This window comes from Cronobacter sp. EKM101R, assembly GCF_963888145.1.
GTDB classification, from domain to species: Bacteria; Pseudomonadota; Gammaproteobacteria; order Enterobacterales; family Enterobacteriaceae; genus Cronobacter; species Cronobacter turicensis.
This window is the reverse complement of sequence record NZ_CAWPHW010000012.1, coordinates 639,742-663,493: the sequence shown is the minus strand read 5'-3', so window position 1 is coordinate 663,493 and position 23,752 is coordinate 639,742. Positions and strand designations below refer to the sequence as shown.

Annotated in this window: 33 protein-coding genes; 31 read left to right on the top strand and 2 right to left on the bottom strand. The window is 52.7% G+C overall.

Annotated elements, in window-relative coordinates; all coding sequences use genetic code 11:
* From AACV31_RS11740 to AACV31_RS11730, 4 genes are all read left to right on the top strand, one after another.
* On the top strand, positions 1-642 hold a 642-nt coding region (locus AACV31_RS11740; protein WP_339379744.1), incomplete at its 5' end, for a DUF6645 domain-containing protein.
* A 5-nt stretch (positions 643-647) separates the two neighbouring features.
* Entirely contained in the window at positions 648-884 is a 237-nt protein-coding gene (locus AACV31_RS11735) for a hypothetical protein (RefSeq protein WP_165154316.1), read from the top strand.
* A 159-nt stretch (positions 885-1,043) separates the two neighbouring features.
* A complete protein-coding gene (locus AACV31_RS23195) occupies positions 1,044-1,205 on the top strand; it encodes a lysis system i-spanin subunit Rz (RefSeq protein ID WP_221413623.1) in 162 nt (53 codons plus the stop codon).
* A gap of 23 nt (positions 1,206-1,228) precedes the next feature.
* Complete coding sequence (locus tag AACV31_RS11730) at positions 1,229-1,444, top strand: DUF1327 domain-containing protein (RefSeq protein ID WP_255491238.1); 216 nt, start codon at positions 1,229-1,231, stop codon at positions 1,442-1,444.
* Positions 1,445-1,468: 24 nt separating this feature from the next.
* Here AACV31_RS11730 and AACV31_RS11725 read toward each other — a convergent pair whose 3' ends face one another.
* Positions 1,469-1,765 (bottom strand): hypothetical protein, encoded by a 297-nt coding sequence (locus AACV31_RS11725; RefSeq protein WP_165154314.1) that lies wholly within the window; start codon positions 1,763-1,765, stop codon positions 1,469-1,471.
* A 165-nt stretch (positions 1,766-1,930) separates the two neighbouring features.
* Here AACV31_RS11725 and AACV31_RS11720 point away from each other — a divergent pair, with 165 nt between their 5' ends.
* From AACV31_RS11720 to AACV31_RS11625, 20 genes are all read left to right on the top strand, one after another.
* Positions 1,931-2,125 carry a hypothetical protein gene (locus tag AACV31_RS11720; protein WP_165154312.1) on the top strand — a complete coding sequence of 65 codons (195 nt, stop codon included), beginning with the start codon at positions 1,931-1,933 and terminating at the stop codon, positions 2,123-2,125.
* A gap of 177 nt (positions 2,126-2,302) precedes the next feature.
* On the top strand, positions 2,303-2,845 hold the full coding sequence (locus tag AACV31_RS11715; protein WP_054628705.1) for a KilA-N domain-containing protein: 543 nt from the start codon (positions 2,303-2,305) through the stop codon (positions 2,843-2,845).
* Positions 2,846-3,062: 217 nt separating this feature from the next.
* Positions 3,063-3,719 (top strand): putative metallopeptidase, encoded by a 657-nt coding sequence (locus AACV31_RS11710; RefSeq protein WP_221413622.1) that lies wholly within the window; start codon positions 3,063-3,065, stop codon positions 3,717-3,719.
* A 31-nt stretch (positions 3,720-3,750) separates the two neighbouring features.
* Positions 3,751-4,236, top strand: coding sequence for a DUF2280 domain-containing protein (locus AACV31_RS11705; RefSeq protein ID WP_165154310.1), 486 nt, complete (start codon positions 3,751-3,753; stop codon positions 4,234-4,236).
* Positions 4,237-4,240: 4 nt separating this feature from the next.
* Entirely contained in the window at positions 4,241-5,899 is a 1,659-nt protein-coding gene (terL, locus tag AACV31_RS11700) for a phage terminase large subunit (RefSeq protein WP_165154308.1), read from the top strand.
* Positions 5,900-7,435: a DUF1073 domain-containing protein gene (locus AACV31_RS11695; RefSeq protein WP_165154306.1), complete on the top strand. Its 1,536-nt coding sequence runs from the start codon at positions 5,900-5,902 to the stop codon at positions 7,433-7,435. It abuts the gene before it with no gap.
* A gap of 52 nt (positions 7,436-7,487) precedes the next feature.
* Complete coding sequence (locus AACV31_RS11690; RefSeq protein ID WP_165154304.1) at positions 7,488-8,183, top strand: phage head morphogenesis protein; 696 nt, start codon at positions 7,488-7,490, stop codon at positions 8,181-8,183.
* 63 nt (positions 8,184-8,246) lie between these two features.
* On the top strand, positions 8,247-9,572 hold the full coding sequence (locus tag AACV31_RS11685; RefSeq protein WP_165154347.1) for a DUF2213 domain-containing protein: 1,326 nt from the start codon (positions 8,247-8,249) through the stop codon (positions 9,570-9,572).
* A 1-nt stretch (position 9,573) separates the two neighbouring features.
* On the top strand, positions 9,574-10,056 hold the full coding sequence (locus AACV31_RS11680; protein WP_165154302.1) for a structural cement protein Gp24: 483 nt from the start codon (positions 9,574-9,576) through the stop codon (positions 10,054-10,056).
* A complete protein-coding gene (locus tag AACV31_RS11675) occupies positions 10,056-11,090 on the top strand; it encodes a DUF2184 domain-containing protein (protein ID WP_165154300.1) in 1,035 nt (344 codons plus the stop codon). Before AACV31_RS11680 ends, AACV31_RS11675 begins: the two co-directional genes overlap by 1 nt.
* 3 nt (positions 11,091-11,093) lie before the next feature.
* The gene (locus AACV31_RS11670; RefSeq protein ID WP_165154298.1) at positions 11,094-11,435 is read left to right on the top strand and encodes a hypothetical protein; all 342 of its coding nucleotides are present in this window, start codon (positions 11,094-11,096) and stop codon (positions 11,433-11,435) included.
* Positions 11,436-11,437: 2 nt separating this feature from the next.
* Positions 11,438-11,881 (top strand): DUF4054 domain-containing protein, encoded by a 444-nt coding sequence (locus AACV31_RS11665; protein ID WP_165154296.1) that lies wholly within the window; start codon positions 11,438-11,440, stop codon positions 11,879-11,881.
* A complete protein-coding gene (locus tag AACV31_RS11660; RefSeq protein ID WP_339379914.1) occupies positions 11,881-12,420 on the top strand; it encodes a hypothetical protein in 540 nt (179 codons plus the stop codon). The genes AACV31_RS11665 and AACV31_RS11660 overlap by 1 nt, the downstream gene beginning before the upstream one ends.
* Positions 12,389-12,781 carry a hypothetical protein gene (locus AACV31_RS11655; protein WP_255491237.1) on the top strand — a complete coding sequence of 131 codons (393 nt, stop codon included), beginning with the start codon at positions 12,389-12,391 and terminating at the stop codon, positions 12,779-12,781. The genes AACV31_RS11660 and AACV31_RS11655 overlap by 32 nt, the downstream gene beginning before the upstream one ends.
* Entirely contained in the window at positions 12,762-13,271 is a 510-nt protein-coding gene (locus tag AACV31_RS11650; RefSeq protein WP_255491236.1) for a phage neck terminator protein, read from the top strand. The genes AACV31_RS11655 and AACV31_RS11650 overlap by 20 nt, the downstream gene beginning before the upstream one ends.
* A 2-nt stretch (positions 13,272-13,273) precedes the next feature.
* Positions 13,274-14,764, top strand: coding sequence for a DUF3383 domain-containing protein (locus AACV31_RS11645; RefSeq protein ID WP_165154290.1), 1,491 nt, complete (start codon positions 13,274-13,276; stop codon positions 14,762-14,764).
* 10 nt (positions 14,765-14,774) lie between these two features.
* On the top strand, positions 14,775-15,209 hold the full coding sequence (locus AACV31_RS11640) for a phage tail fiber protein (protein WP_165154288.1): 435 nt from the start codon (positions 14,775-14,777) through the stop codon (positions 15,207-15,209).
* Entirely contained in the window at positions 15,209-15,616 is a 408-nt protein-coding gene (locus AACV31_RS11635) for a hypothetical protein (protein WP_165154286.1), read from the top strand. Before AACV31_RS11640 ends, AACV31_RS11635 begins: the two co-directional genes overlap by 1 nt.
* A gap of 11 nt (positions 15,617-15,627) precedes the next feature.
* Positions 15,628-15,825 carry a hypothetical protein gene (locus AACV31_RS11630; protein ID WP_165154284.1) on the top strand — a complete coding sequence of 66 codons (198 nt, stop codon included), beginning with the start codon at positions 15,628-15,630 and terminating at the stop codon, positions 15,823-15,825.
* A gap of 2 nt (positions 15,826-15,827) precedes the next feature.
* On the top strand, positions 15,828-17,645 hold the full coding sequence (locus AACV31_RS11625; protein ID WP_165154282.1) for a transglycosylase SLT domain-containing protein: 1,818 nt from the start codon (positions 15,828-15,830) through the stop codon (positions 17,643-17,645).
* A gap of 95 nt (positions 17,646-17,740) precedes the next feature.
* Here the strand turns inward: AACV31_RS11625 and AACV31_RS11620 are convergent, their stop codons facing one another.
* Positions 17,741-18,319: a hypothetical protein gene (locus AACV31_RS11620; protein ID WP_165154280.1), complete on the bottom strand. Its 579-nt coding sequence runs from the start codon at positions 18,317-18,319 to the stop codon at positions 17,741-17,743.
* Positions 18,320-18,512: 193 nt separating this feature from the next.
* On the opposite strand from AACV31_RS11620, the gene AACV31_RS11615 reads away from it, so the two are divergent.
* From AACV31_RS11615 to AACV31_RS11585, 7 genes are all read left to right on the top strand, one after another.
* Positions 18,513-19,352, top strand: coding sequence for a restriction endonuclease (locus AACV31_RS11615; protein ID WP_165154278.1), 840 nt, complete (start codon positions 18,513-18,515; stop codon positions 19,350-19,352).
* A 113-nt stretch (positions 19,353-19,465) separates the two neighbouring features.
* Positions 19,466-20,284, top strand: coding sequence for a hypothetical protein (locus AACV31_RS11610; RefSeq protein WP_165154276.1), 819 nt, complete (start codon positions 19,466-19,468; stop codon positions 20,282-20,284).
* On the top strand, positions 20,281-20,583 hold the full coding sequence (locus AACV31_RS11605; RefSeq protein ID WP_165154274.1) for a phage baseplate plug family protein: 303 nt from the start codon (positions 20,281-20,283) through the stop codon (positions 20,581-20,583). Before AACV31_RS11610 ends, AACV31_RS11605 begins: the two co-directional genes overlap by 4 nt.
* A complete protein-coding gene (locus AACV31_RS11600; RefSeq protein WP_255491235.1) occupies positions 20,576-21,487 on the top strand; it encodes a hypothetical protein in 912 nt (303 codons plus the stop codon). Before AACV31_RS11605 ends, AACV31_RS11600 begins: the two co-directional genes overlap by 8 nt.
* A complete protein-coding gene (locus tag AACV31_RS11595) occupies positions 21,477-22,169 on the top strand; it encodes a phage baseplate protein (RefSeq protein WP_165154272.1) in 693 nt (230 codons plus the stop codon). The genes AACV31_RS11600 and AACV31_RS11595 overlap by 11 nt, the downstream gene beginning before the upstream one ends.
* Positions 22,166-22,525, top strand: a complete 360-nt coding sequence (locus AACV31_RS11590; protein WP_165154270.1) for a hypothetical protein — start codon at positions 22,166-22,168, stop codon at positions 22,523-22,525. Before AACV31_RS11595 ends, AACV31_RS11590 begins: the two co-directional genes overlap by 4 nt.
* Positions 22,522-23,751, top strand: a complete 1,230-nt coding sequence (locus AACV31_RS11585; RefSeq protein ID WP_165154268.1) for a baseplate J/gp47 family protein — start codon at positions 22,522-22,524, stop codon at positions 23,749-23,751. Before AACV31_RS11590 ends, AACV31_RS11585 begins: the two co-directional genes overlap by 4 nt.
* Position 23,752 lies beyond the last annotated feature (1 nt).

The window sequence follows — 23,752 nt, the reverse complement described above, 5'->3', positions numbered from 1 at the left end:
ACCCTGTCAGGGGCGGCTCCGTTCGTTGTGTCCTGTACCGTGACCACTGACAGTAACCGGAATATCATTCTGTCCAGACATACCGGTTCCTTACAGAAAATCTGTGACCTGGGGCCGTTTGATAATGAGTGGCATGAGCTGATTTTTGATTTTCCGGGAGGGAACAGTATCAGCATTACGCCGCACTATGACGGTACGGCCCTTACGCCCTTTAACATGACCTGGAGTCGGGCAGTAACCCAGGAGAACCAGTTAACCCTTACAGACATCACAACAGGTGTAACCTACGTGACAGAGTTCGCTTCATTCACCATGTATGTATGCCGTGATAACGGTACCGTGACCATCAGTGATGAAGACACTTCGGGCTATGTGTATTTTTCTGAACAGCATACAGGCGGGAGGGTGATATTGCCTGATGCAGCGATAAGCGCAGGAAACACCATAGACATTGTGAACAGCGGTGCGCCGGTAATGGTGAAACCTGCGAATAACAACGTGTTGTTGAAGGTGCCCGGTAACAGCGATGCTCTGCCATCTGCGTTCATGCTTACCGGCAGTGGTCAGCTGGTTCAGTCAGGTGTTGAAGGCAGGACGTGGGTGGCGGCCAGTGGAAATTTCTCCCGAACAGTAAGTGAGTAAGTACGATGGCGACCAGAAAAATCACCTTAACGGATGAGTGGCAGCAGATCACCACGGGTTCGGAGTCTGTTTTTATTCAGTCCCGATACGGAAAAGTGGCGATTTGTGACAGCCCGGCCCGGCCTGATGATGACACGCCCTGGGTGGTAGTTTCAGAAGCGGGCGTTTTGCCACCCGCCTCCATCTGGGTGAAAAGCTTCGTTACGCCAAATGAACTTGTTGTACTCAGCTTCGGAAATTAAAGCTTCGGGAGTAACCGCTGAGCAGGCCGCGTATAAGATCAAGTTGGGCGTCAACTACGAAAGAACGCCTGGTACGTCATAAGTGATGAGAGGTTTCTATGACTTTAGAGCATCGCATTGAACAACTGGAACAGAAGATTAAATCTATTGAGACCCGACATGCCAGCGGGTAAATCCTCCAGCATGGATGATGGAGCCAGCCCCCGACTTACTGGCTCCGCTCAATGGAATTATTACACCCTCCTCGATCGGATCGCCGACGCACGCAGAATCATATCGGGCATGCAGGACTACATCCGAACGCAGTGCCTGGTTCAATAATTTTCGTAATGAGGAATAAGATAATGGGAAACTATGAGTTGGTTGTACAAGGAACGCATAATCTTGAGGATAAGGTATCGGTAATATTAGCATTGCAGGACAAAGAACGTGCTTATGGGCATATCCTTGATCTTCACATTAACCTCGAACGTCAGGAAGGCGAAACGCTGGACGCTTATGAAGCTAAAGCGGTAGAGAAGGCTAAACTGTTTTTCAGGGAGTTGGCTGAAAAAATATAAAGCGGCATTACTGCCGCTTAGGAATTATTCGACGTCTGGCAATTTGTCAAAAATTTCAGATGCTCTTGCGTTTGTTATATAGGCAAACTCGGATTCAGCCAGTTCCTTGGGTGATTTCCCTGCTTTTTCAGACCCAAAAATTGTTTCTAAAGCACGCATGTTATATTCGAAAACATCCTGTCTTGTTTTGCCTGATAATTTTGCTGTAACGGCAATATAAAAAGGCAACACTTTATCAAAAAGCTCGCTGTGCTTTATTAGTTGCGGTAATACAACATCAAGCTGTTTGCTGACTGGTTTAAATGGATCTATACCGTTCATAATTTCCTTTCCTTAATCAGAGGTAAACAGCCATCCCCCTGCGCTGATGTTCGCCAGTGTCCCACCACTGGCGGGCTGAACTCTTACTTTAGCCAGGGGTAATGTAAGGCAAAACCCTGATATATAAACAGTTGCTACAACAATGCGCGTGGAGTGCGGAGATTTATGGCTGAGAAAGAGGCAGTAGAGATGTTTGGGCTGTCGGTTGAGGTTAAGACCAGATGGTGGGTGTCGCTCTACATCAGGATGCTGACGCAATTCTGTATTCTGATGCGATGCGAGCCGGATTTTCCAAAGGTGGCTGCATTCATAGCGAAATACGGCATCAGCCAGACGGTAAAGAGAGTATCACATGGTTAACAATGGCCTCGCAATAAAGCGGGGCTTTTTTATGTCCGCAGTAAAACGCGCGTCGCAGCGCATAACATTCCCGAGTCTTTCAGAAAGCTGAGCCTGAGAACTGCCGTATATGGTGGCGACCATCTCGGGGCGGCTTTTCTGTGCGAACAGGCTCAACTTTCTAAAAGGTAATCGACCATGAAAAGCATCACGTTATTCAATGAACCAGTAAGAGTGAATGATGACGGGCTGGTATGTCTTACCGATATCTGGAAGGTTGCAAGAGACCGCGCTAATAAAGGTGACGCAGCCTTTCTTGGCGGAAGAGCAATCGACAGCATCAGGCCGGCAAACTTTCTCCAGGCTGACGGCGTGCAAGCATTTATCAATGAGTTAGCCAAATGTAGCCCCGGCATACATTTAGAATCTACCCGTGGTAATGGCGGTGGAACCTTTGCAAACCGTTTCATTGCCTACAAGTACGCATCGTACATTGACCCTGCATTCGAAGTGGGAGTCTATACGGTTCTGGATGATTTCTTTACTGGCGAACTTCAACGTCGCAACAGCCTGAGCGCTCAGCTCAACATGAAGTGCCATGAGTTTGACCAGAAGAAAGACATGGCAAGTTACTGTGGGTCCGGTCTCGCAAGTTGGCGATATACGAAGCCGGCTCTGCTGTCGGAAATTAACGCACTGGCCAGTCAACTTCAGATAACCATACCCGGACTTCCCAAATGACGAATGGGGAAGAGCAACGGCGGCAGTTAATAGCGATTACCCCAGCGGGCGGTGGGGCAAATAACACCCGTAGCATGAGCATCAGTTGGCTCCGCGCCTTATCCTCACTGGTGGCTCATGCGGACAGCCGGAAAGACGGCGCATTACAGCGTCCATTCACTGAGTGGGCCCGGTAATGGTGAACACCATGTGATTAATGCTGCGGGAGTGGAACGTAATGGCAAATCTCACCGAAAGAAATGAGTTGTTAGCCAGTGATTCAAGACCCCGTGCGGCAGAAAACTTTATAGAGGCATTCCATCCATACAATCGTCTGATTCCGGCAGATGGTGTCAATGACTGGATATACCGGAATATCATTTCTGAATCTGGTCACATTCATAACCCGGATCACTCTCATTTAGCCCATGCGGAGATTGCTTTTCTGTGGGCCCAGCAGGGCTTCACGAAGAAAGGACGCACGGTTTTGGGGCAGGCGGAGCGGGTGATGATGCGTGCTGGTGGATGGCAGAAGGCCAGAATGGAACAGCAGATGCATGAATGGTTCGGTTGCATTCCGAAGTTCATCATCACACTTGCTGCTGATTACTGTGCACAATGTAATGACCTTGAATTTTGCGCGTTGGTGGAACATGAGCTGTACCACATTACCCAGGCCACCGATGAATTTGGCGCGCCGAAGTTCAATAAAGAGACCGGGCAGCCGGTGCTGACGCTTCGTGGGCATGACGTCGAAGAGTTCACTGGTGTTGTACGTCGATACGGTGCCAGTAAAGACGTTCAGAAATTGGTTGATGCGGCAAACAGACCGGCTGAGGTTGCGCATCTTGATATCGCCAGAGCGTGCGGGACATGTATGCTGAAACTGGCTTGAGTATTGGACTGAATATGACGAGTGGTGATTTATGGCTGCACTAAAACCTGAGGTGAAAGCCTTCATTGTTCAGGCTCTCGCATGCTATGACACGCCGTCACGGGTAGTTGAGTCTGTCCAGGAAGCTTTCGGCCTTACGATAAGCCGCCAGCAGGTTGAATCTCACGACCCGACAAAGGCTAGTGGCAAGACGCTGGCGCAGAAATGGGTTGCTCTGTTCCACGAAGCCCGCGAGCGCTTTCAGACCGAGATATCCGATATCCCGATCGCCAACAAAGCGTATCGTCTTCGCGCGCTCGACCGAATGATGAACAAAGCAGAGAAAATGCGGAATATTGCTCTGGCTACGGAAATAATCGAGCAGGCCGCGAAAGAATGCGGAGACGCATACACCAACAAGCATAAATTTGAGCACTCCGGGCCAAACGGAGGAGCTATGGAAGTGATGAATTACACCCCTGATCACTACGCCGCCGCACAAAAAATGCTGGAGAGCAAAATAAAAGACCTGGACTGATCCTATGAGCGAAATTATCGAATGGGATGATTTGTCATTCCCTGAGCGTGTCGTACTTCGTTCAAAGTCCACCCGATCTTTTCTCAACTTCACCCGGCTTTGGTTTGAGCTTATTCAGGGAGATCGCCTTCTCGTTAACTGGCATCACCGCCTGATGGCATCGAAAATTGATGACCTGATTGCGGGAAGGTTGGAGCCCCGGAACCTCATTATTAATATTCCGCCAGGGGGCACCAAAACAGAATTTTTCTCAATCCATCTTCCGGCATACGTTAACGCGCTGGTACAGGAAGGGAAACTGAGGCGCTTCCGCAACCTGAACATTTCCTTTGCTGACACGCTGGTTAAGCGAAACTCACGCCGCACCCGAGACATTATCGCCAGCCGGGAGTATCAGGAATTCTGGCCCTGCACATTCGGTGTTAATCAGGCAGAAGAGTGGGAGATTAAAGATGAGCGGGGGCGTTCTGTCGGGCAGACGGTATCGCGTTCCAGTAACGGGCAAATCACCGGCGGTCGCGGCGGGCATTACGGGCCTGATTTCTCCGGCATAGTGATGCTGGATGATTACAACAAGCCTGTTGATATGCTTAGCGAGACGAAGAGGAACAGTGCTAACTCACTGCTGGTCAATACCATCCGCTCTCGCCGTGGAGACAAGTCGAAAGAACACCCTACGCCATTTGTGAGCATTCAACAGCGCCTGCACACGGACGACGCCACAGGCTTCATGCTGTCTGGCGGAATGGGGCTCAACTTCCATCACGTGGCAATCCCCGCGCTGATTGACGAAAAATTCATTGCGTCGCTGGATGAGCCGTGGCGCTCGTTGTGCTGGGAAACGGTTAAAGACACCGAATCGGTGGAGGTATCCGGAACGCGGTACTGGTCTTACTGGCCACAGATGGAGGACGTGAATGACCTGGTCGCTTTATGGGATCGGGACAGGTACACGTTTCTCTCGCAGTATCAGCAGGAGCCCATGGCGCTTACCGGTGGGATCATCGAAACCGACTGGTTCAAGACCTATACCACATTACCAGAACTCACTCACCGTGCCGTTTACGTCGATACCAACAGCGGCAAGGTAGAGGACTGGCTCGATTACACCGTTTTCACGCTGGTGGGAATGGGCGTGGACGGAAATCTCTACATTATTGATGTGGTGCGTGGCCGCTGGGACCCGGAGGATCTGCTGAAGAAGGCCGAGGAAGTCTGGACAAAATGGAGTGCCAGCGGATCGCTTCGCGTTATGCCACTGCGTCACATGGCTATTGAGGAGAAGCAGGCCGGACAGGGCCTTATCACCACGCTCAGGAAGCGAAAAAATATTCCAGTGAAAGAAATCCCCCGCGGTACGGGCCAGAACAAACTGGTTCGCTGCCTGAATGTTGTCCCGCAGATTAAAACGGGCAAGGTGTTCGTTCCCGCCACTCATGACAGCAACGGTGCGCCGGTTACCCACACATTTTACGCAAACGGTACGGTTGCTGGTGATACCTCGTGGGTGATGACGGCAATGACTGAATGTGCAGCGTTCTCGGCGGATGACAGCCACGACAACGACGACATTCTTGACACCTGGATGGACGCCATTGACGACAACCTTATTTCTGGTCGCCAGCCGATGGTTATCGACCCGAGCCAACTCAGGAGAATTTAAGTGTGGCCGTTTAAAAAGAAACAAGTCGCCGCGCCTGAGCCGGTGAAAGAGCCTGAAAAGGCGCAGATGAAAATTAGGGCTGAATCGGTAGCTGCAATCACACCGAAGCCGCCGAGAGAGTTCTCGCAGTACGTGCCGCCAAAAGGCGTTATCCCCGAGGGCATCGAGAAGGGCATTCTCGCCATGGACTCAACGCCGTATGACGCTCTCAACGGCGCTTATGCGGGATATGCCTACGGCTACCCTGACAGCTTCCCTGGTTATCCGTATCTCGCCACGCTGGCGCAGAAGCCGGAATATCGCAAGATGGTCGGCACCATTGCCGAAGAGATGACCCGCAAGTGGGTGAAGCTCAAGACGGTTGGTGATGACGACAAGGCCGAGCGCGTTCGTCAACTCTATGCAGCGATGGAGAAATTCCGCGTTAAGGAGAAATTCCGAGAGGCTGCAGAGCACGACGGATACTTCGGTGGCGGGCAGATTTACATCGACGTGAAGACGGCAAAAGGGGCGTCAGCCTGGACAGATGCCGTGGAGCTGCAGTCGAAGCTGTTTATCTCCGACAAGAAGATCACGAAGGGATCGCTGAACGGCTTCACGGTCATTGAGCCGGTCTGGACTTATCCGGGCGTCTACAACACCGACAACCCATTGAGTCCTGACTTCTACAAGCCAACCGAATGGTTTGTAATGGCTAAGACGGTCAATGCAAGCCGAATGCTGGACTTCGTATCGCGCGAGGTGCCTGACCTGCTTAAGGCGGCTTATAACTTCCGTGGGCTAAGTCTGACGCAGATTGCAGAGCCATACGTCAATAACTGGCTGAGAACAAGAGACAGTATTAGCGACCTGATTCATTCCTTCACTATTCCTGTGCTTTCAACAAACATGAGCACGGTGCTTCAAGGTGGGGGCGCGGAATCTCTTATCAACCGCCTTCAGATGTTTAACCAGTGCAGAGACAACAGGGGCGCTTTTGCTGTAGATAACGACCCAGCCCAGCCAGAGAAAGCAGAGTTCATAAGCGCGCCATTGGGTGGCCTTGATGCACTTCAGGCTCAGGCATTTGAGCAGCTATGCGTTCCTTCTAGCGAACCTTTGGTTAAATACGCAGGCATTACTCCTAGCGGCCTCAACGCCTCATCTGAGGGCGAGATTCGCGTCTTCTACGACTACATTCACGCCCTGCAGCAATCCATCTTCAAAGATAACCTCAAGCGCGTGCTGGACATCATTCAGCTCTCTGAGTTTGGCGACATCGACCCGGACATCTACTTCGAGTTCGAGCCGCTTTACGAGATGAGCGAGAAAGAGCGCGCAGAGATTCGCAAGATGGATGCCGACACTGACGCGGTTTACGCCACGCTTGGAGCCCTGACAAATAACGAAGTCAGGGAGAAAATCGCCAATGACCCCGACAGTCACTATCACGCACTGGACTTAAGTGATGACATCGAAATCGAAGACGACTACGAAGACGATGACCTCCAGGAAGAGGAAGTCGACGCCGCAAACGCTGAGAGCCATTCGTCCTAATGCCGGTATTGAGGTGTGGTATCGCAGGCAGCTCGACAGGCAGATACAGCAGATGCAGAAGTCCGTTGTCTGGTGGCTGACGGCAAATTACAGGGCGAGCGGGGCTGCGGTGGCGATGGATGCCTCTCCGGCAGTAGTGATGCGTAATGCCGTCCGAAATCTGGCAAGACGCTGGGAAAAATTGTTCGACAGCATCGCGCAAAAACTGGCGGCGCGATTTGCAGGCGACGTGCTGGAAAATGCTGATGTGTCGCTGCATAACGCGCTGGAAACCGCCGGATTCACGGTCGAATTCAAAATGACCGCGCCAATGAATAACGCGCTACAGGCAACCATCACAGAGAACGTCGGACTGATTCGCTCCATCCCGGAGAAGTATTTCACCGAAGTGGAAGGGCTGGTGATGCGGTCGGTGGCGCGTGGGCGTGACCTCGGCTATCTGACCGATGAATTGCAAAAGCGATACGGCATCACCCGGCGGCGTGCAGCACTCATCGCCCGTGACCAGAACAATAAGGCCACATCTGTCATGCAGGCCGCGCGTCAGCGGTCACTCGGCATCACCAGGGGCATCTGGCGGCATTCTCACGCTGGCAAAAATCCTCGTCCGTCACACCTGAAAGCTGACGGGGAGGAATTTGACCTCAGCAAGGGGATAAAGCTGGATGGCAAGTGGGTGATGCCAGGCGAGGAAATCAACTGTCGCTGTACGTGGAGCCCGGTTCTGGACCTCAAGAAGAAAGGTTAAGTGGTAAAAGACGAACAGGTCGCCAGGGCGGCCTTTTTTATTGCCTGGAATCCGAGAAACACAATGAGAGCAGCAACTGAGCACCTGGCGTTTGACCGCGCCTCGGTGCGTAAACTTGATGACGTTGGCAGGCTTCAGGTTGAGATAAGCAACATCAGTAAGGCGAACGTCTGCCCCTATTACGGCAGGGAGATTCCGAATTGGGAAGCGCTGGGGCTGGAGGCCGACAAAATATACCGGCTGTACCGCGATCCCGAAGAGTTAAAGAAAGCCGCTGACACCTTCAACAATATCCCGATTCTCTGTATTCACACCCCCGACTTTCCCGGCGACCCGCCGCGTGAATATCGCGTGGGCTCAACGCACTCCAGCGCCGCCTTTGACGGCACATACCTGACCAACGGCCTGTCCATCTGGGACAACTCCGCCATCGCAGGTATTGAAACCGGAGAGCAGAAAGAACTGTCGTCGTCGTATCAGTACGTCGCCGACATGACCCCCGGCAAATCACCAGACGGCGAGGAATTCGATGGCGTTATGCGCGATATCGTCGGAAACCACGTTGCCCTGGTCGAAAACGGCCGCGCAGGCCCCGACGTTGTCGTCGGGGATTCACTCCCACAGGAGCTTAAATACATGAAGTTAGACCGCAAAGGCGTCGCCATTCGTGCCGCGCTGGGAGCGTACCTGAAGCCGCGTCTGGCTCAGGATGCCGCGCCCAAAGAACTCACCGCCATCCTGAATGCCAACAAATCGCCCAACGCGATAGCTCAGGCTGTGGCTGCACTCTGCAAACCCCGCCTCGCCGCAGACATGGAAATTGAACCGGAAGAGCTGGTGGAAATCATCAGAGACTCTGAGGAAGCCGTGGAGCCGGAGGAAAGGGTGGAAATTACCGCTGATGGTGACAATGAGGTCATTCTCTCGCTGCTGCGTGATGCAGGTGTATCCGAAGAAATCATTGCCCGCATTGCCGAATCGCTGGCACCGGCGGCTGCGATGGACGAAGGCAGCGACGACAAAGAAGAGAAGGACGACAAAGACAAAGTGGATAAGCCCGCAATGGATGCTGCCATCAAACTCGCCACTGAGGCGGCCACTAAAAAGGCGGCGGCAAACTTCCGCGCCGTTCGTGAGGCAGAGCAGGCTGTTCGCCCGCTGATTGGCGATGTGGTGGCCATGGACTCTGCTGAAGATGTCTATCGCACTGCACTTGAGCAGGCTGGCGTGGATATCGAAGGCGTGCATCCGTCTGCGTTCCCGTCTCTTGTGAAAATGGCTATCAGCCAGAAAGAGAACAAGCGGCCTGTTATTGCACAGGATTCTGCATTGGTCAGCGACTTCGAGAAGATGTATCCGACCGCTGGCAAACTGAAACGAGGTTTCTGATATGACTGGTTTCCAGAGAACAATTAATCAATGCCCGTCTCCCGGTATCGAAGGGGGGTTTGCGAGCACCAACCCCTACGCGACGTTTCTTGCTGATGAGGGGGCGCTGGTGGCGGGCAATGACGGTCTGACCGTCGCGCGCTTTGCATGGGTGACGGATGGCGTGGCCTCCAATACCGGCACCGGTGCGCCAGCAGGTTTTGTGCACCGTGACGGGCAGGCGTCCATTGTGGACTGGCTCGGCGCAGCGTCCATGCTCATCCAGCCGGGCCGTGAAGTGACCCTGATGGTGGCGGGTGACTTCTGGGCGCGAACCGCAACCGCGGCCACCCGCGGGCAAAAAATCTTTGCTGTCCTGGCCGACGGCACCATCAAAACCGGCGCAGCAGGCGCAACCGTCGCCGGGGCTGTCGAAACGCCGTTTTTCGCCGGGAGCACCTGCGATGCGGGTGAGCTGGTCAAAATCAGTACGTGGAGTCATTAATGAATAAGTTTCAGCAACACTACGCGGCCGCAAGCGGTCGATACGGCATCATCCTGCCGGGTGCTAGAGATTACCTGAAACCAGAGTTTGCAGAGAATTATGCACTGGCGATGGACGCCCAGCCGACAATGGTAACCACGGGTAACTCCGGCATCCCGGCATATTTCACCAACTACGTTGATCCGGAGCTTATCCGTGTTCTTGTAACCCCGATGAAAGCCGCAGAAATTATTGGCGAGGTCAAAAAGGGCGACTGGACCACGCTGACCGCACAATTCCCGATTGTGGAAAGCACGGGTGAAACCAGTTCTTACGGTGACTTCAACAACAATGGCATGACGGCTGCGAACGTCAACTGGGTGCCACGCCAGTCGTATCACTACCAGACCCATACCCGCTGGGGGGAGCGCGAGCTGGATATGTACGGCGCTGCGCGTATCGGCTATGCGGCTGAGCTCAATGTGGCTTCAGCGCTGACGCTGAACAAGTTCCAGAACAAGTCTTACTTCTACGGCATTCAGGGGCTGCAAAATTTCGGGCTGCTGAATGACCCGTCGCTGCCTGCGTCGATTACGCCAAGCCCGCTCGATACTGACGGTGAGGTGAAGTGGTCCGGCAAAGATGGTCAGGCGGTTTACGACGACATCGTGAAGCTGTTCGGTCAACTTGTGGCACAGACCAAAGGCCTGATCGAGCGTGATGCCGCGATGAAGCTGTGCATGTCGCCGACGTCAGAAGTCAACCTCACCAAGACCAATATGTACAACGTCAACGTGACGGATCAGCTGAAGAAAAACTTCCCTAACCTCCGCGTCGTTACTGCGGTGGAGTATTCCACGGAGTCCGGGGAAATGGTGCAGCTCATTGCCGAAAAGCTCGGTGAAACGGACACCGCCTATGCAGCGTTCACTGAAAAGATGCGCGCTCATGCTGTGGTTGTCGGTGAGTCAAGCTGGAAGCAGAAAAAATCCGGCGGCACCTGGGGCGCTATCATTCGTCAACCGCTGGCGATTGCCAGCATGCTGGGGGTTTAAGTCATGGCGGAAACTGTCGTTGTCGGGTGCAAACTGCCCAATGGTCTGATTGTTGAGCAGGGGGGGTACAGGGTCACGCTAAATGGCGCTAACACATCTAATGTGATTGGCGGCTATGGCCTGACTGATGGCGTCGATAAAGACGCCTTTGAAAAATGGCTCGCTGTTCACAAAGATCAGCCTTACGTAAAAAACGAGCTGGTTTTTGCCCAGGCGAAAGCCAACAGCGCACGGGATAAGGCTAAAGAAAACGCCAAAGTGAAAACGGGGCTGGAAGGTCTGCCGCAGGACAAACCTGTTGACGGTGTGGTGAAAGACGAAGAGGCGATGAAGGCGAGGGGCTGATGATGGCGGTCGTTACTTTTGACATTGAGGCGTTCTGTGAGCGCTACCCGCAGTTCAGCAGGGTATGTGACCCGCTGCTGAATGCGTATTTCGTCGAGGCAACGACCCTCCTCGATAACACCGACTGCAGCCCCGTTCAGGATATCGCTGAGCGGGCTGTATTGCTGAATATGCTGGTAGCGCATCTCGCAGAGCTTAACGGCGGTGCCGGTGGTAAAGGCGCATCCGGACTGGTGGGCCGTGTCGCCAGTGCATCCGAAGGCTCCGTGTCGGTGTCGACGGGAGATGTGCCGACAAGTGCTGCCTCGTGGTGGTATCTCCAGACGCCGTTCGGTGCCGCGTACTGGAACGCCACAGCGAAATACCGCACGTTTCGCTACCACCCTGGCTCGTCTCCATCGGGGTATCCCACGCATTACTACCGGCGTTACGGCTGGCGGAGGTGATGATGGATAAGGTGATGAACTTTCTGGATGACGTTGAGCTTCAACTGTCATCAAAGCAGTTAAAGGTTGGTTTTCTTCGTGGAGCCACTTATCCGGACGGCACCTCCGTAGCGATGGTGGCTGCGTCAAACGAGTTTGGCAACCCGAGAAGCGGCAGCCCGCCGCGGCCGTTCTTCCGCAATGCGATTGCTGAGAAGTCTGACGAGTGGGCGGAGCGGTGCGAGGCGCTAATGAAGGCGCATGGCGGGAATGTCGATGCAGTACTGGACGTACTCGGCATGACCATCGTGGACGACATTCAGCGCTCAATTGGTTCGCTGGAGTCACCGCCGTTAAGCCCGGTTACCCTGTTGCTGCGCGACCGGTTCCCCATGCGTGACGGCATGACCTTCGCTGATGTTCTGAAAGCACGGGAAGACGTCAGAAACGGTGTAAGGGCTAGCGGCAACCACAGTAAGCCGCTTATCTGGACGGGGCATATGCAGCGTTCCGTGGATTACGAGGTGAGTGACATTGAATCTTCGACAGATAGCGAATAGCGCTATTCAGCGCGTCAACCCGGACGTCCAGGCCATCCTGAAAAAATACGCCGGGGAAACCATCGGGCCGGGAAGAAAACCAGTTCCTTCCTACTTGCCAGACCAGAAGGTTACGGTTCAGCTCCAGCCTCTCAGTCGAGGTGATATCCAGCACGTTGATGGCCTGAATATCCAGGGGCTGGCAAAAGTCATTTACGTGAACGGCAACTATTTCAGTGTGCAGCGTGAGCTGGAGAAGGGGGGCGACATTTTCATCATCAACGGTGAGCAGTGGCTTGTCGTCGAACCGGTGGAGCTCTGGCCAGACTGGTGTCGACTTATCGTTGTGTTGCAGGTGCGCAATGAACGACTTCACGATTGATAACATCATCGATGTGCTGGCCGATTACCTTGAGCCTGTTGCCGGTACCTGCACTCGGGCGCAGGCGAACAGGGTGCCCATGCCGAAGGGGAAATTCTGCGTGCTTACGCCGCTGCGCCTCTCGCGGCTTTCCACGACGAGGGAAGTGCCCGGTGACACCGGCGACGCGTCGACCAGCACGATGGGGTACACCGAGGTAAGGCAGGTCGATATTCAGGTGGATATCTACGGTGATAACGCTGGTGACAGGGCCGTCGCGGTGGAAACCACGTTTGCCAGTGATTACGCCTGGAACAAAATTAAAAGCCTGGATGCCCGACTCGCCCCGCTTTATTCGTCTCCGGCCATCCAGGCTCCGATGATTAATGCCGAAGAGCAGTGGGAGGAGCGCTACGTCCTCACACTCTCCCTGCAGGCACACATTACCATCTCCCTGCCGCAGGATTATTTCGACAAAGCAGAAATTTCAACTGAAATGGTGGATAACTGACCATGGAAACAATCCCTTTATCTGCGGATTTCAGCATCACCCCCAACGTTGTTACGCCCGCGGGCTCTGCGGTCGACGCTAACGGTCTGATGCTGACCGACAATGAACTCATTCCCGTTGGGCAGGTAGTGTCTTTTTACACCGACGCTGATGTTTCTGCGCTGATGGGGAGTACCACAAAAGAATTCCTCGCTGCGCAGCAGTATTTTAACGGTTATGAAAACGCATCCGTCACGCCCGGAGAGCTGCTGATGTATCGCGTGGTGGACTCAGCTGTGGCCGGTTATCTCCTGTCCGGCAGCCTGAAAGGGGTGACGCTGGCCACGCTTCAGGCTATCCCGGCAGGCACTATTACCCTGTTTGTTGATGGTGTATCTGTCACCAGTTCATCGGTTGACCTGTCAAAGGCGACCAGCTTCTCTGATGTTGCGGAAAAACTGGAGCTGGGGATCGGCGCGGACAAGGTTTCGGTCGAATGGCTGCCGCTGGCAAGTCGCTTCATTATCCGCTCGGTGACAGATGGCGCTGACAGTGAAGTGTCTCTCGCCGTTGCCGGGGCGCTGGCCACCGGGCTTGCGCTGACGAAGGATACCGCCGCAACCGTGTCGCCGGGTTCCGCCGCGGTGACGCTGACCGATACGATGAACAACATCATCAACACGAACCAGAACTGGATATTGTTTAACTCCCTGGTTGAGCTGGCTGACGAACAGAAAGCTGAATTATGCGCATGGGCCAGTAGCAGCAAAAACCGGTTTGGCTACGTGGTTCACGATGACTCGAAGGCAGCCACTGTGGCGAACAATGCCAGCTGTTTCGTTCAACAGGTTGTTGTGGCAAACGGCTATGAAAACATTTTTCCGGTGTATGGCTCTTACCTGTATAGCGTGACAGCGCTTGCTTATGCCGCATCCGTGGATTTTTCCCGGATGAATGGTCGCGTTTCGTTCAAGTTCCGTGGGTTCCCGGGCCTTGCGCCGAATGTCAGTGATCTGGCTACCGCAAAGGCGCTGAAATCCAATGGATATAATTTTTATGGCGCATACGGCCTGAACAAGACGATGGCTCAGTACGCTTCTGATGGCGCAATTACCGGTAAGTTTTTGTGGCTGGACAGTTTTATCAATCAGGTCTGGATTAATGCCGGGCTGGTCGGAGCTTTTGCAAACCTGTTCACCAGTAACCAGTCGTACCCGTTCAATACCACAGGCTACAGCGCCGTATCCGCTGCTGTCATTGATGTAGCAGAGCAGGCACTTAACTTCGGTGCCATTCAGCGCGGTGTGGTGTTGGATAAGGCCCTGGTGCGTATCGTTAACAACACGACCGGGAAAGATATCTCCTCAACGCTCTATTCTCAGGGATGGTTCCTGTTCATCCCGACGCAGAATGGTGCGGCACGCATTGAGCGCGACCTGAAAGGCGTCATCTTCTACTACGTGGACGGGCAGCTTATTCAGTCCATCTCGATGGCTTCAACTGCAATTCTGTAAGGACGACAACATGCCTATCGATATCACCAGTGCCAACTCAAAGCTGCGCATTATCGTTCCGGCGTATTACCCCGGCGGGTTTGACGTGGATGACTACGCCGCGGACAACATGTTTGAAACCGGGGCGTTGCAGAACAAAGAAGACATGATGTCAGCCGACGGGAAATATCATGCGGGTTTCATTTTTAACCCGACGGAATTCACGATAAACCTGATGCCCACATCGACGGCCGGTTCCTTGATTGATGACTGGTACGCGGCTGAACGTGCCGCGATTTCAGCGTTTCAGTGTAACGCCGTGCTGGCCGTTCCGGCGCTTGGTGCGAAGTGGAACTTCGTGAACGGCGTGCTTTATAGCTGGACGCCTGTACCACCTGGCCGTCGCATCCTGCAACCGCGTCCGGCGGTATTTCATTTTGAATCAGCAGTAAGGAGTGCAATCTGATGGCGCGTAAAGAGATCCCGTTTGTGGTTGAAGAGAACAACCGCGACAAGGGTAAAGAATTCATCATCACCGAAATGTCCGCGTGGGATGCTGAAGAACTGGCGCAGGATTTGTTCCGCGCCATGGGGGAGGCGAATTTCTCTGGCATTCCTGCTGATGTGATTGCCATGGGATGTGCCGGCCTGGCGACACTCGGGCTCAACGTCCTCTCCTCTGCACCGCCAGCGGTGGCCCGGCAACTCAAAGAGCGCCTGATGTCTACCGTGCAGATCGTTATCACGCATGAAGGAAACTGCCAGGTGCGTGAGGTGAAACCTATCGATTTTGAGGAGGTTTCCACTATCCGCAACCTGATGGATGAGGTGTTTAAAATTAATTTCGATTTTTTAACCATCGCCGGAGAGTGAGGTACCCCTTCATGGAAGGGGAGACTCTACCGGCAAAACTCGTTAGCCCCGTCAACATCCCCCCGGCGATAAACGCCATCATCTGTTCAGGAAAGGCCTCGTACTCAGAGTTGCAGAACAGCCTGTCTGTACGGGATATGTACAACCTGCTGGAAATTATCTCGGTGGAGGCGTTTAACCGGCGGGTATGGCAGAAACATCAGGAGTAGCGATGATCATCAACGAGCTGGCCTACAAAGTAACCATAAAGGCCGATGAATTTCTGAACGGTAAGCGCAAGGTTAAGGATGAGGTCAGCAAACTCAACAGGGAGCTTGCGCGTGCAGAAAAGGAGCGTGAGAGAGAGCTGGAGAAACAGCGGCGGGAGATGGAGAAATTCGCCAAAACTGCCACGACTTCGTTTCGCAACGTGTATACAGCCGCGGCGGGATTCCTCGGGATTGGGGCGGGGCTGTATGGCATTAAGCAGCTTTTTACCTCCACGGCCAACGAGATTGTAAGGGCCAGTCAGCAGGCGAAATTTTTCGGTTCTGATGTCAATAAGATGTTTGGTGTGCAACGAGGGTTTAAGCAGGCCGGGTTAAACGCCGACCCATTTATCGCGGCATCCGGCAATGCCCGGATGGCCCTGGCGAACATCGCAGACCCAACCGTTATGGGCGGCCTGACCGGGGCGTCGCAGAACTTACTGACGCTCGGGGCCAGAACGGGTCTGAACATCAATAATCTGGGGGATCCGAGTAAGGCGCTTGCCGAGTTTACGCGGTACAGCAAGACGCACTCTCAGGAAAACCTGATGCAGGTGATGGCCTCGGCGGGTTTCGACCCGTCTGATGCCGCCAAAATAAAATCTGGTGAGCTTAAGCGGCTTGTCGATTCTGAGACGAAAAAGTCGAACATCACTGCGCAGCAGGTTAAAGAGCAGGAAAATGTCGTTGCAACGCTTGGTGAGCTTGATGCTGAACTTTCCAGGCTGAAGCAGGATCTTGCTATGGCATTCTCGCAGGATGCCATTGATGGAATGAAGGCATTTAGTAAGTGGATTAGTGAGAATCACGGAAAAATCGAAGACTTTTTTGAAAACGCTGGGGATAAGGTTAAGGCTTTTACTGAAGCCGTCGGTGGGGCGGAGAATGCCCTGAAAATACTCGCGGCGGCATATGTGGGAAGCAGGGCAACGGGCGGAATTGTTCCCCCATGGCTTGCCGGTCTGATTGCTTACGGCACCTATCTTTATAATGATCGGGAGAATATTGATGTCAGCGCGCATGGTTCCTGGGATTATTTAAAACGAAACCTGGGGGATGCTGCCCGTTACATCGGCATTGATACCGATCTGGGGCGCAAGTCGGGAACGGTATTTGGTCATAATATTCAGCCTGATATTCCTGGTGGTGCGGAGGGGGTCAAATCGGTTGATGATGAGGCTTTACTGGATGCTATCAGGAAAGTTGAGTCAGCTGACGGCAAATATCTCTACAGCCCGAAAGGTGCTGTCGGACCATATCAGTTTATGGAGGACACGGCGATTGAGCTTGGCCTTCGGGTGGACGATCAGGTTGATGAGCGTCTCGACGAGCAAAAAGCACGTGCCGCGGCAAAAAAGTATCTGCACAGGTTGCTGAAGCATTATAAGGGGAATGTTAACCATGCCCTGATGGCGTATAACTGGGGAATAGGAAAAGTTGATCACTATCTGACATACATTTCACCAACCGGCTTTAACTCTCCATCGTCAAAATATTGGAGTACCTTACCTAAGGAAACGCGGGAGTACACGCAAAAAATACGCACGTTACTTGGCGTAAAGGATGATGACACCATGGCATATTATCAATACCAACAGGCTCTGGCTGATAAACCCGCCGGAATGGCGTCAAACGTGAATAACAGCCAGAGTAACAGCACGCATATCGGAACGGTAGTCGTGCAAAGTAACCCTCAGTCGGTGGACGCGCTTACCCAAAGCGTGAACGATCAGGTTCGGCGCGCTACAACTAACCAGGCGTTTTCGAGCGGCGTGCGTTGAATCCTCATTGTAGGAGAGCTCTCTCCTACAATGAAAAACCAAACAGAACGTACAAAAAAGTGGAAGAAATGTCGGCCTACGAACCTTTGATTTAATTAAGAGAGAGAGGTACATAGCTTCAACAGATCAACCTTTGTTGCATTTTCACTAGCTACACGACCGATCTTTTTCCCGCTCGGAGAATACAGCCAGTAATCATCATATGATCCCCCTTGAACAAAATATTGATGCCTACTTACTATCAAGTGTCCCTGATACTCACCTGCTCCCACAACGCAAGTTAAACTACCGTCTGTAATGTATTTTATTTCTTTATTTTTTAAATTCATTGCATGAATCGCTGAAGAGGTTGCCCATGCCGCTGATTCGAAATATAAGGTTTTTGCGTCAGGTGATAGTTTTAAACTGCTGAACCCCACCAATGTTTTTTTGGGATCCGGATCTACTTTGGGGTTAAGTAAAATGCTTTTTGTAAATGAGGAAAGGTCTTCGTGATATATGACGGAGTGGTAAATGACGCTGTCATTCTCACTGTCTTTAAAATGAGAGGGTACTGCCACAAAGTAAACTTCTTTACCGCCCGGTACGGTTACGCGACTATCAATAACCTCCTGATATTCAGCATTGGTGATAAAGGGAATTAACAATGCTACTAAACAAATCCACCTTTTCATTTTTACCTCAAACATTTTGAAAAATATTGTCGATGCAGTATGACTTTACAAGGAAAAAGCGTCAACCAATGTATATACATACAGGTTGACTGCAAATAGAGGCTTGGAATACATTCTTCTCTTTTGAATTCATAGCACCTCTGCATAGTTTTTGATAGGCATGCAACGGATATTGAAAGGGAGAGAGCGCATTATGGGGCGTCGTAGCAAAAAGGGCGACGGTTTTATTATTATGATTGTTTTGATAGTTGCGGGGTACAACTGGATAAGCAATTGGGTACAAAGTCTCAATGGAGATGTGGTTGCCAAATTCGCACTTGTTATAATTGTAGCCTTAATTGTTGTGTTACTGTTAAAAACACTGTTCGATTCTTGGCGTGATAAAATTAAGGCGCAGTCGATCGAAAAAGACTTTTTATGTTTCAAGAACAGCATAATGCCTCATGTGCATGTTTTGGCACGAAAGAAAAAACAACTCATTGTAAAAGATGATTATGGTTATACAAATAACGAACCATGGGAGAAGGAAAAGGGGCGATTTTTAAAAAAACTCGACTATCATCCTGTCACCAGCAGGTATTATTATGGTTTGACGTTATCGGGATACAGCAATTATATAGATGCCATTGTGGACGAGTATGTGGGTGAAAATAAGGCAATACAACATCTCAACTACGATGATAATATAACCCCTGCGGAATATGAGATACTATGCGCGGATATACTTGAATCCTGTGGTTGGAAGGCGAGGGTGACTAAGTTGTCAGGCGATCAAGGAGTGGATGTAATAGCGGAAAAGGATAATTTCACCATTGCCATTCAGTGTAAAAAATATTCGAACCCGGTAGGAAATAAAGCTGTGCAGGAAGTTACATCGGGTAAGGTGTACTATCATGCTGATGCGTGTGCTGTAGTTACTAACTCTACTTATACACCTGCTGCGCGCTCTTTGGCGAAGTCACAAGGCGTGCTGTTGTTGCACCATACAGATTTATATAATCTGGATGAAAAAATAGAAGGGTTGGCTCTCTAAGTAAGCCAGTCTGTAAAACTAATAAGTACGCAGAATATATCGCATACTGATCTTATCAAAAAATCTAAGCCGTCATCAGTACCCGCTTCGGCGGGTTTTTTATTGGTAATCGCATGAGCAACATAATCGACGTTAATACAGCCGAAATCTTCAACGCCATCGGCGGGGGCTCGCCACTCTCGATAATCGACAGTGTCCTGCATCCTCAGTACGTGATCCGCGACAGCAAGACTCACGAGATAGCGCTTGAGTTTAGCGGGATGGCATCAATACAGCCGAACGGGCGGGCGCAGATTACAACGGCTCCGGTTGAGGAGGGGCAATATCAGGCCATTAATAAGGTGCGGGAGCCTGCGCGGGTGCGGTGCACCATTCTCATCAACGGCCTGACGGGTTTTTCCGGCAACATCCCCAATATTTTTGATCTCACGTTTACCAGCCAGAGCGCGGCGCTGGACACCATAAAAACGATGCTCGCCTCGGCAAACACCTATGACATCGAGACGCCAAAAGAGACGCTGCGCAGCTTCGACCTGGTGGATCACTACTACGAGGTGAACTCACAAAAAGGCGTAACACTGTTGACGGTCTATCTGGATTTTCAGGAAGTGATACAGCAGATGGAGGTCACCCTGTCAGGCGCGCAGTCGAGAGAGAAACCGACCGATGACGCGAAATCAAACGGGCAAACGGGGCTTGGGGCTCCTGCAACAAAAGGAGGAGGCACGCCATCAACCGTCGATGAGCTGAGCAAGTCCTGGGATTCTCTGAAATCGGCTCTGGGTGACGTGGCTGGCAATGTAGGTAAGACGATAAAAACCAGCTTTCAGAGTGCACTTGATACCGTCTCAAAACCGGCACGGGATATCGCTGACAGCGCTGCGCAGAAAGCTGCGGACATGGCGAAAAACATTTCCAGGAACACCACATGATTACCGTCTCTATCCTTCCTAAAAAATCGCAGGTCATTGCCGTGGATTTGGCAGGTCAGCAATGCGAAATCAGGTTAATCCAGCGCCGCAGTTTTCTTTACGCGGATCTCAGGGTAAACGGCGTACCTGTTGTTCAGGGCGTCCCCTGCCTGTTCGGCAACAGAATTGTCCGGTACGGGTATCTCGGATTTCGTGGTGACCTGGTGTTCATTGATAACGAGGGGCAGGCAGATCCGTCGTGGGACGGTCTGGGGCGTCGTTTCGTACTGTACTACCTGGAGGAGAGCGACCTTGTATAAACAGCACAGCCTCCGGTTTGATTTTATCAACAAAGCGTCAGCCTTTGACGCCAGGGGTAACAACCGGATCTCCATCAGCAACATCAAGGCCACGGCGTCACTGAATTCCGTAGTGGGGCGGGGAGCGGCTACCGCAGAAATATCGCTCTACGGGCTGGGGCTGGAACTCCTGGCTAATTTGTCCGGTCGGGCAGATGGCATTGTTTCCAGGCCTGAAGGGCAGAGCATGGATGTTGAAATCTTCGCTGACGATGTGCAGGTTTTCGCCGGGGTGATGACCTCATCCATAGCTGATATGGGGGCCGCACCAGAAACCCACCTGACGATAACCGCCTCTGCAACGGTTGAGTTACAGAACAGGATTGCCAGCCCGTTCTCGGCCAGTGGCCCGCAGCGTATTGAAGACGTTCTCAGCGCGATTTGTACCAGTGCGGGATATAACGCGGTATTCAACGGCCTGGGCGGCATGACAACATCGGGAAGTCCGCATTTTTCGGGCAGCGTATTCGACCAGCTTTATCGGATTTGCGCCGATTACAGCATCGCGATGTCCGTTTCCCCGCCCGATAAAATTGAGTTCTGGCCGTCGTCGGAAAAACGCGACGCCGTGGTGCCGCTTATCTCGAAGGATTACGGGCTGATTGGGTATCCGGTGTTTTCAAACGGCGGACTGATGTTCCAGACGCAGTACTCATCGCTGTTGGTGATTGGGCGCTATATCGAGATTAAAACCGGCCTCCCGCACGCAGACGGCACGTATGAACTGACCTCCGTCCGGCATGAGCTGTCATCGTGGGTGCCGGGTGGCTCATGGCATTCTGTCTGCGTCGCGTACAGGACGCCGGAGGAGAGGGCTGCGCATCGAAAGGCACAACAGGCGGAGGCACAGAAGCATGGATCGTAATCTGTATACCCCGACCGGAGCCCAGACCAGCGAGGCGCAGTCGCTGGAGTACACATTTGAAATGCTCCTGTCCGGCTGTTTCTTTATTGAGCTGGCGAAGGTGGTAGCGGTACGGGGTGAGGCGCCTGACCTGGTTGTCGACGTGTTGCCGCTGCTGACGCGTACAGACCGGAGCGGGGCGATGATCCCCAACTCCACGTTATATGACCTTCCCGTCTGGCGACTACAGCGCGGAGACAGCGCCGTTATCATGAACCCTGTTGCGGGGGATATCGGCCTGATTGCGGTGTGTGACCGTGACACGTCGCTGGTCCGCGCAAACCTTAAGGCGTCGATTCCCGGTAGCCGACGTCGCCACAGTAAATCTGATGCCATTTACCTCGGCGGCGTGCTTAACGCGCAACCAACGCAGTTTATCGAGTTTGCTGACGGGGCGATAAATATCACCACGCCGAACCCGGTGAATATCAACTGCTCATCAGCAAATATCAATGCACCCGACGGCATGAATATCAACACCCCGCTTCTGAAAGTGAGCGGCGATATCATTGATAACGCCGGGCAGCAGAGCAGCACGCTTAAGGCGCTCCGCGATAACTACGACTCCCACGCCCACCCGGTTCGTGGTGTGCAGAGCGGGAATTCAACGATTAACTCTGAACCGACGGACAAACCGACATGACCTACAAAACCATGCAGCTTGACCCGTCAACGTGGGATTTAACACTGGACGGGAACGGCAATATTGCCGTTGCTGCTGATTCCCTGGCGGTTGCACAGGACGTCGCGAGCGCCTGCCTGGTGTTCTCCGGGGAGTGCTGGTACGACAACACTCTCGGCATCCCATGGAAGATGGATGTGCTTGGCAGGCGACCATCACCCGGCTTTATCGCGCAGAAAATGCAGGATGAAGCGCGGAGGCTGCCGGTGGTGGAAAAGGCGCTCGCCTCCGTATTTTTCGATAAAAACACCCGCAGGATACGCGGCACTGTTCGCGTCACTGACAGGAACGGGAATACAGCAGGGGTGACACTGTGACGACGATTAAAACGGCCGTGCCGGACGTAATGGTGACGGAAAACGGGTTGTCAGTGCCCGATATCGCTGATGTGCTGTCGGGGCGGCTTACTGACATGAGCGCGGCACTCGGCGGCGGGGCCAGTCAGTCTTTAAGTTCGCCGCAGGGGCAGATTGCGCAGTCTGACACCGAGATTATTGCGCAGGTTTACGACAAGCTGCTGTGCCTGTTTAACCAGATTAACCCCGACTTTTCAACCGGGCGAATGCAGGATGGCATCGGGCGAATCTACTTTATGGATCGCATTTCCGCGCAGGGAACGGTTGTGACTGCGACCTGCATTGGCAAAGTGGGCACCCTCATTCCGGCGGGCAGCACAGCGAGTGATGAGGCTGGTTATATCTACCAGTCGATTGATGATGCGGTAATCCCCGCATCAGGTTCGGTTGATGTCCAGTTCGTTAACCAGACAACCGGCCCCATTCCGTGCGCCGCAGGTACCTTAAACCAGATTTACCGCGCAGTGCCAGGCTGGGATGCGGTCAGTAACGCCAGTCCGGGTGTTGTCGGCGTGGATGTCGAATCGCGCATAGCGTTTGAAACCCGCCGCCGAAAGTCTGTCGCACGAAACAGCCGTAATCAGGATGGCTCCATGCTGGCCGCATTGCTGGAGACGGACGGGGTGCTGGATGCTTATGTCTGGTCGAACCGTACCGGTGAGACGGTAACGGTGGGTACAACAAATTTTCCGGTGCTGCCGCATTCCGTTTATGCCTGCGTCTATGGTGGCGAGGATGCGGATGTTGCAGAAGCCATCTTCCGGACGTATAACCCCGGGGCAAACATGAACGGTAACACCAGTTACACTGTTTATGACAGCACAAATTATCAGCCGCCTTACCCTTCCTACGATATGCAGTGGCAGAAAGCGACGCCCACGCGTGTTTATTTCAGAGTGAGTATCGATAAATCACTCAATCCTCCCAGCGACATTGCCGTGCAGGTGCATAAAACTATTGCGCAGGTTTTTAATGGCGGATATGAGGGGATCGGCAAGGCCAGAATAGGGGCAACAATTAACGCCGGGAAATATTATGCGCCGGTTATTTCCATCTCTCCGGATACGGTCGGTATATTGTCGCTGGAGATTTCGCTGGATGGCTCAACGTTCAGCCAGGCGGTAACGCCCGGAATTGACCAGGTGCCTACTATTCAGGACGCAGATATCAGCGTTTCTCTGATATGAG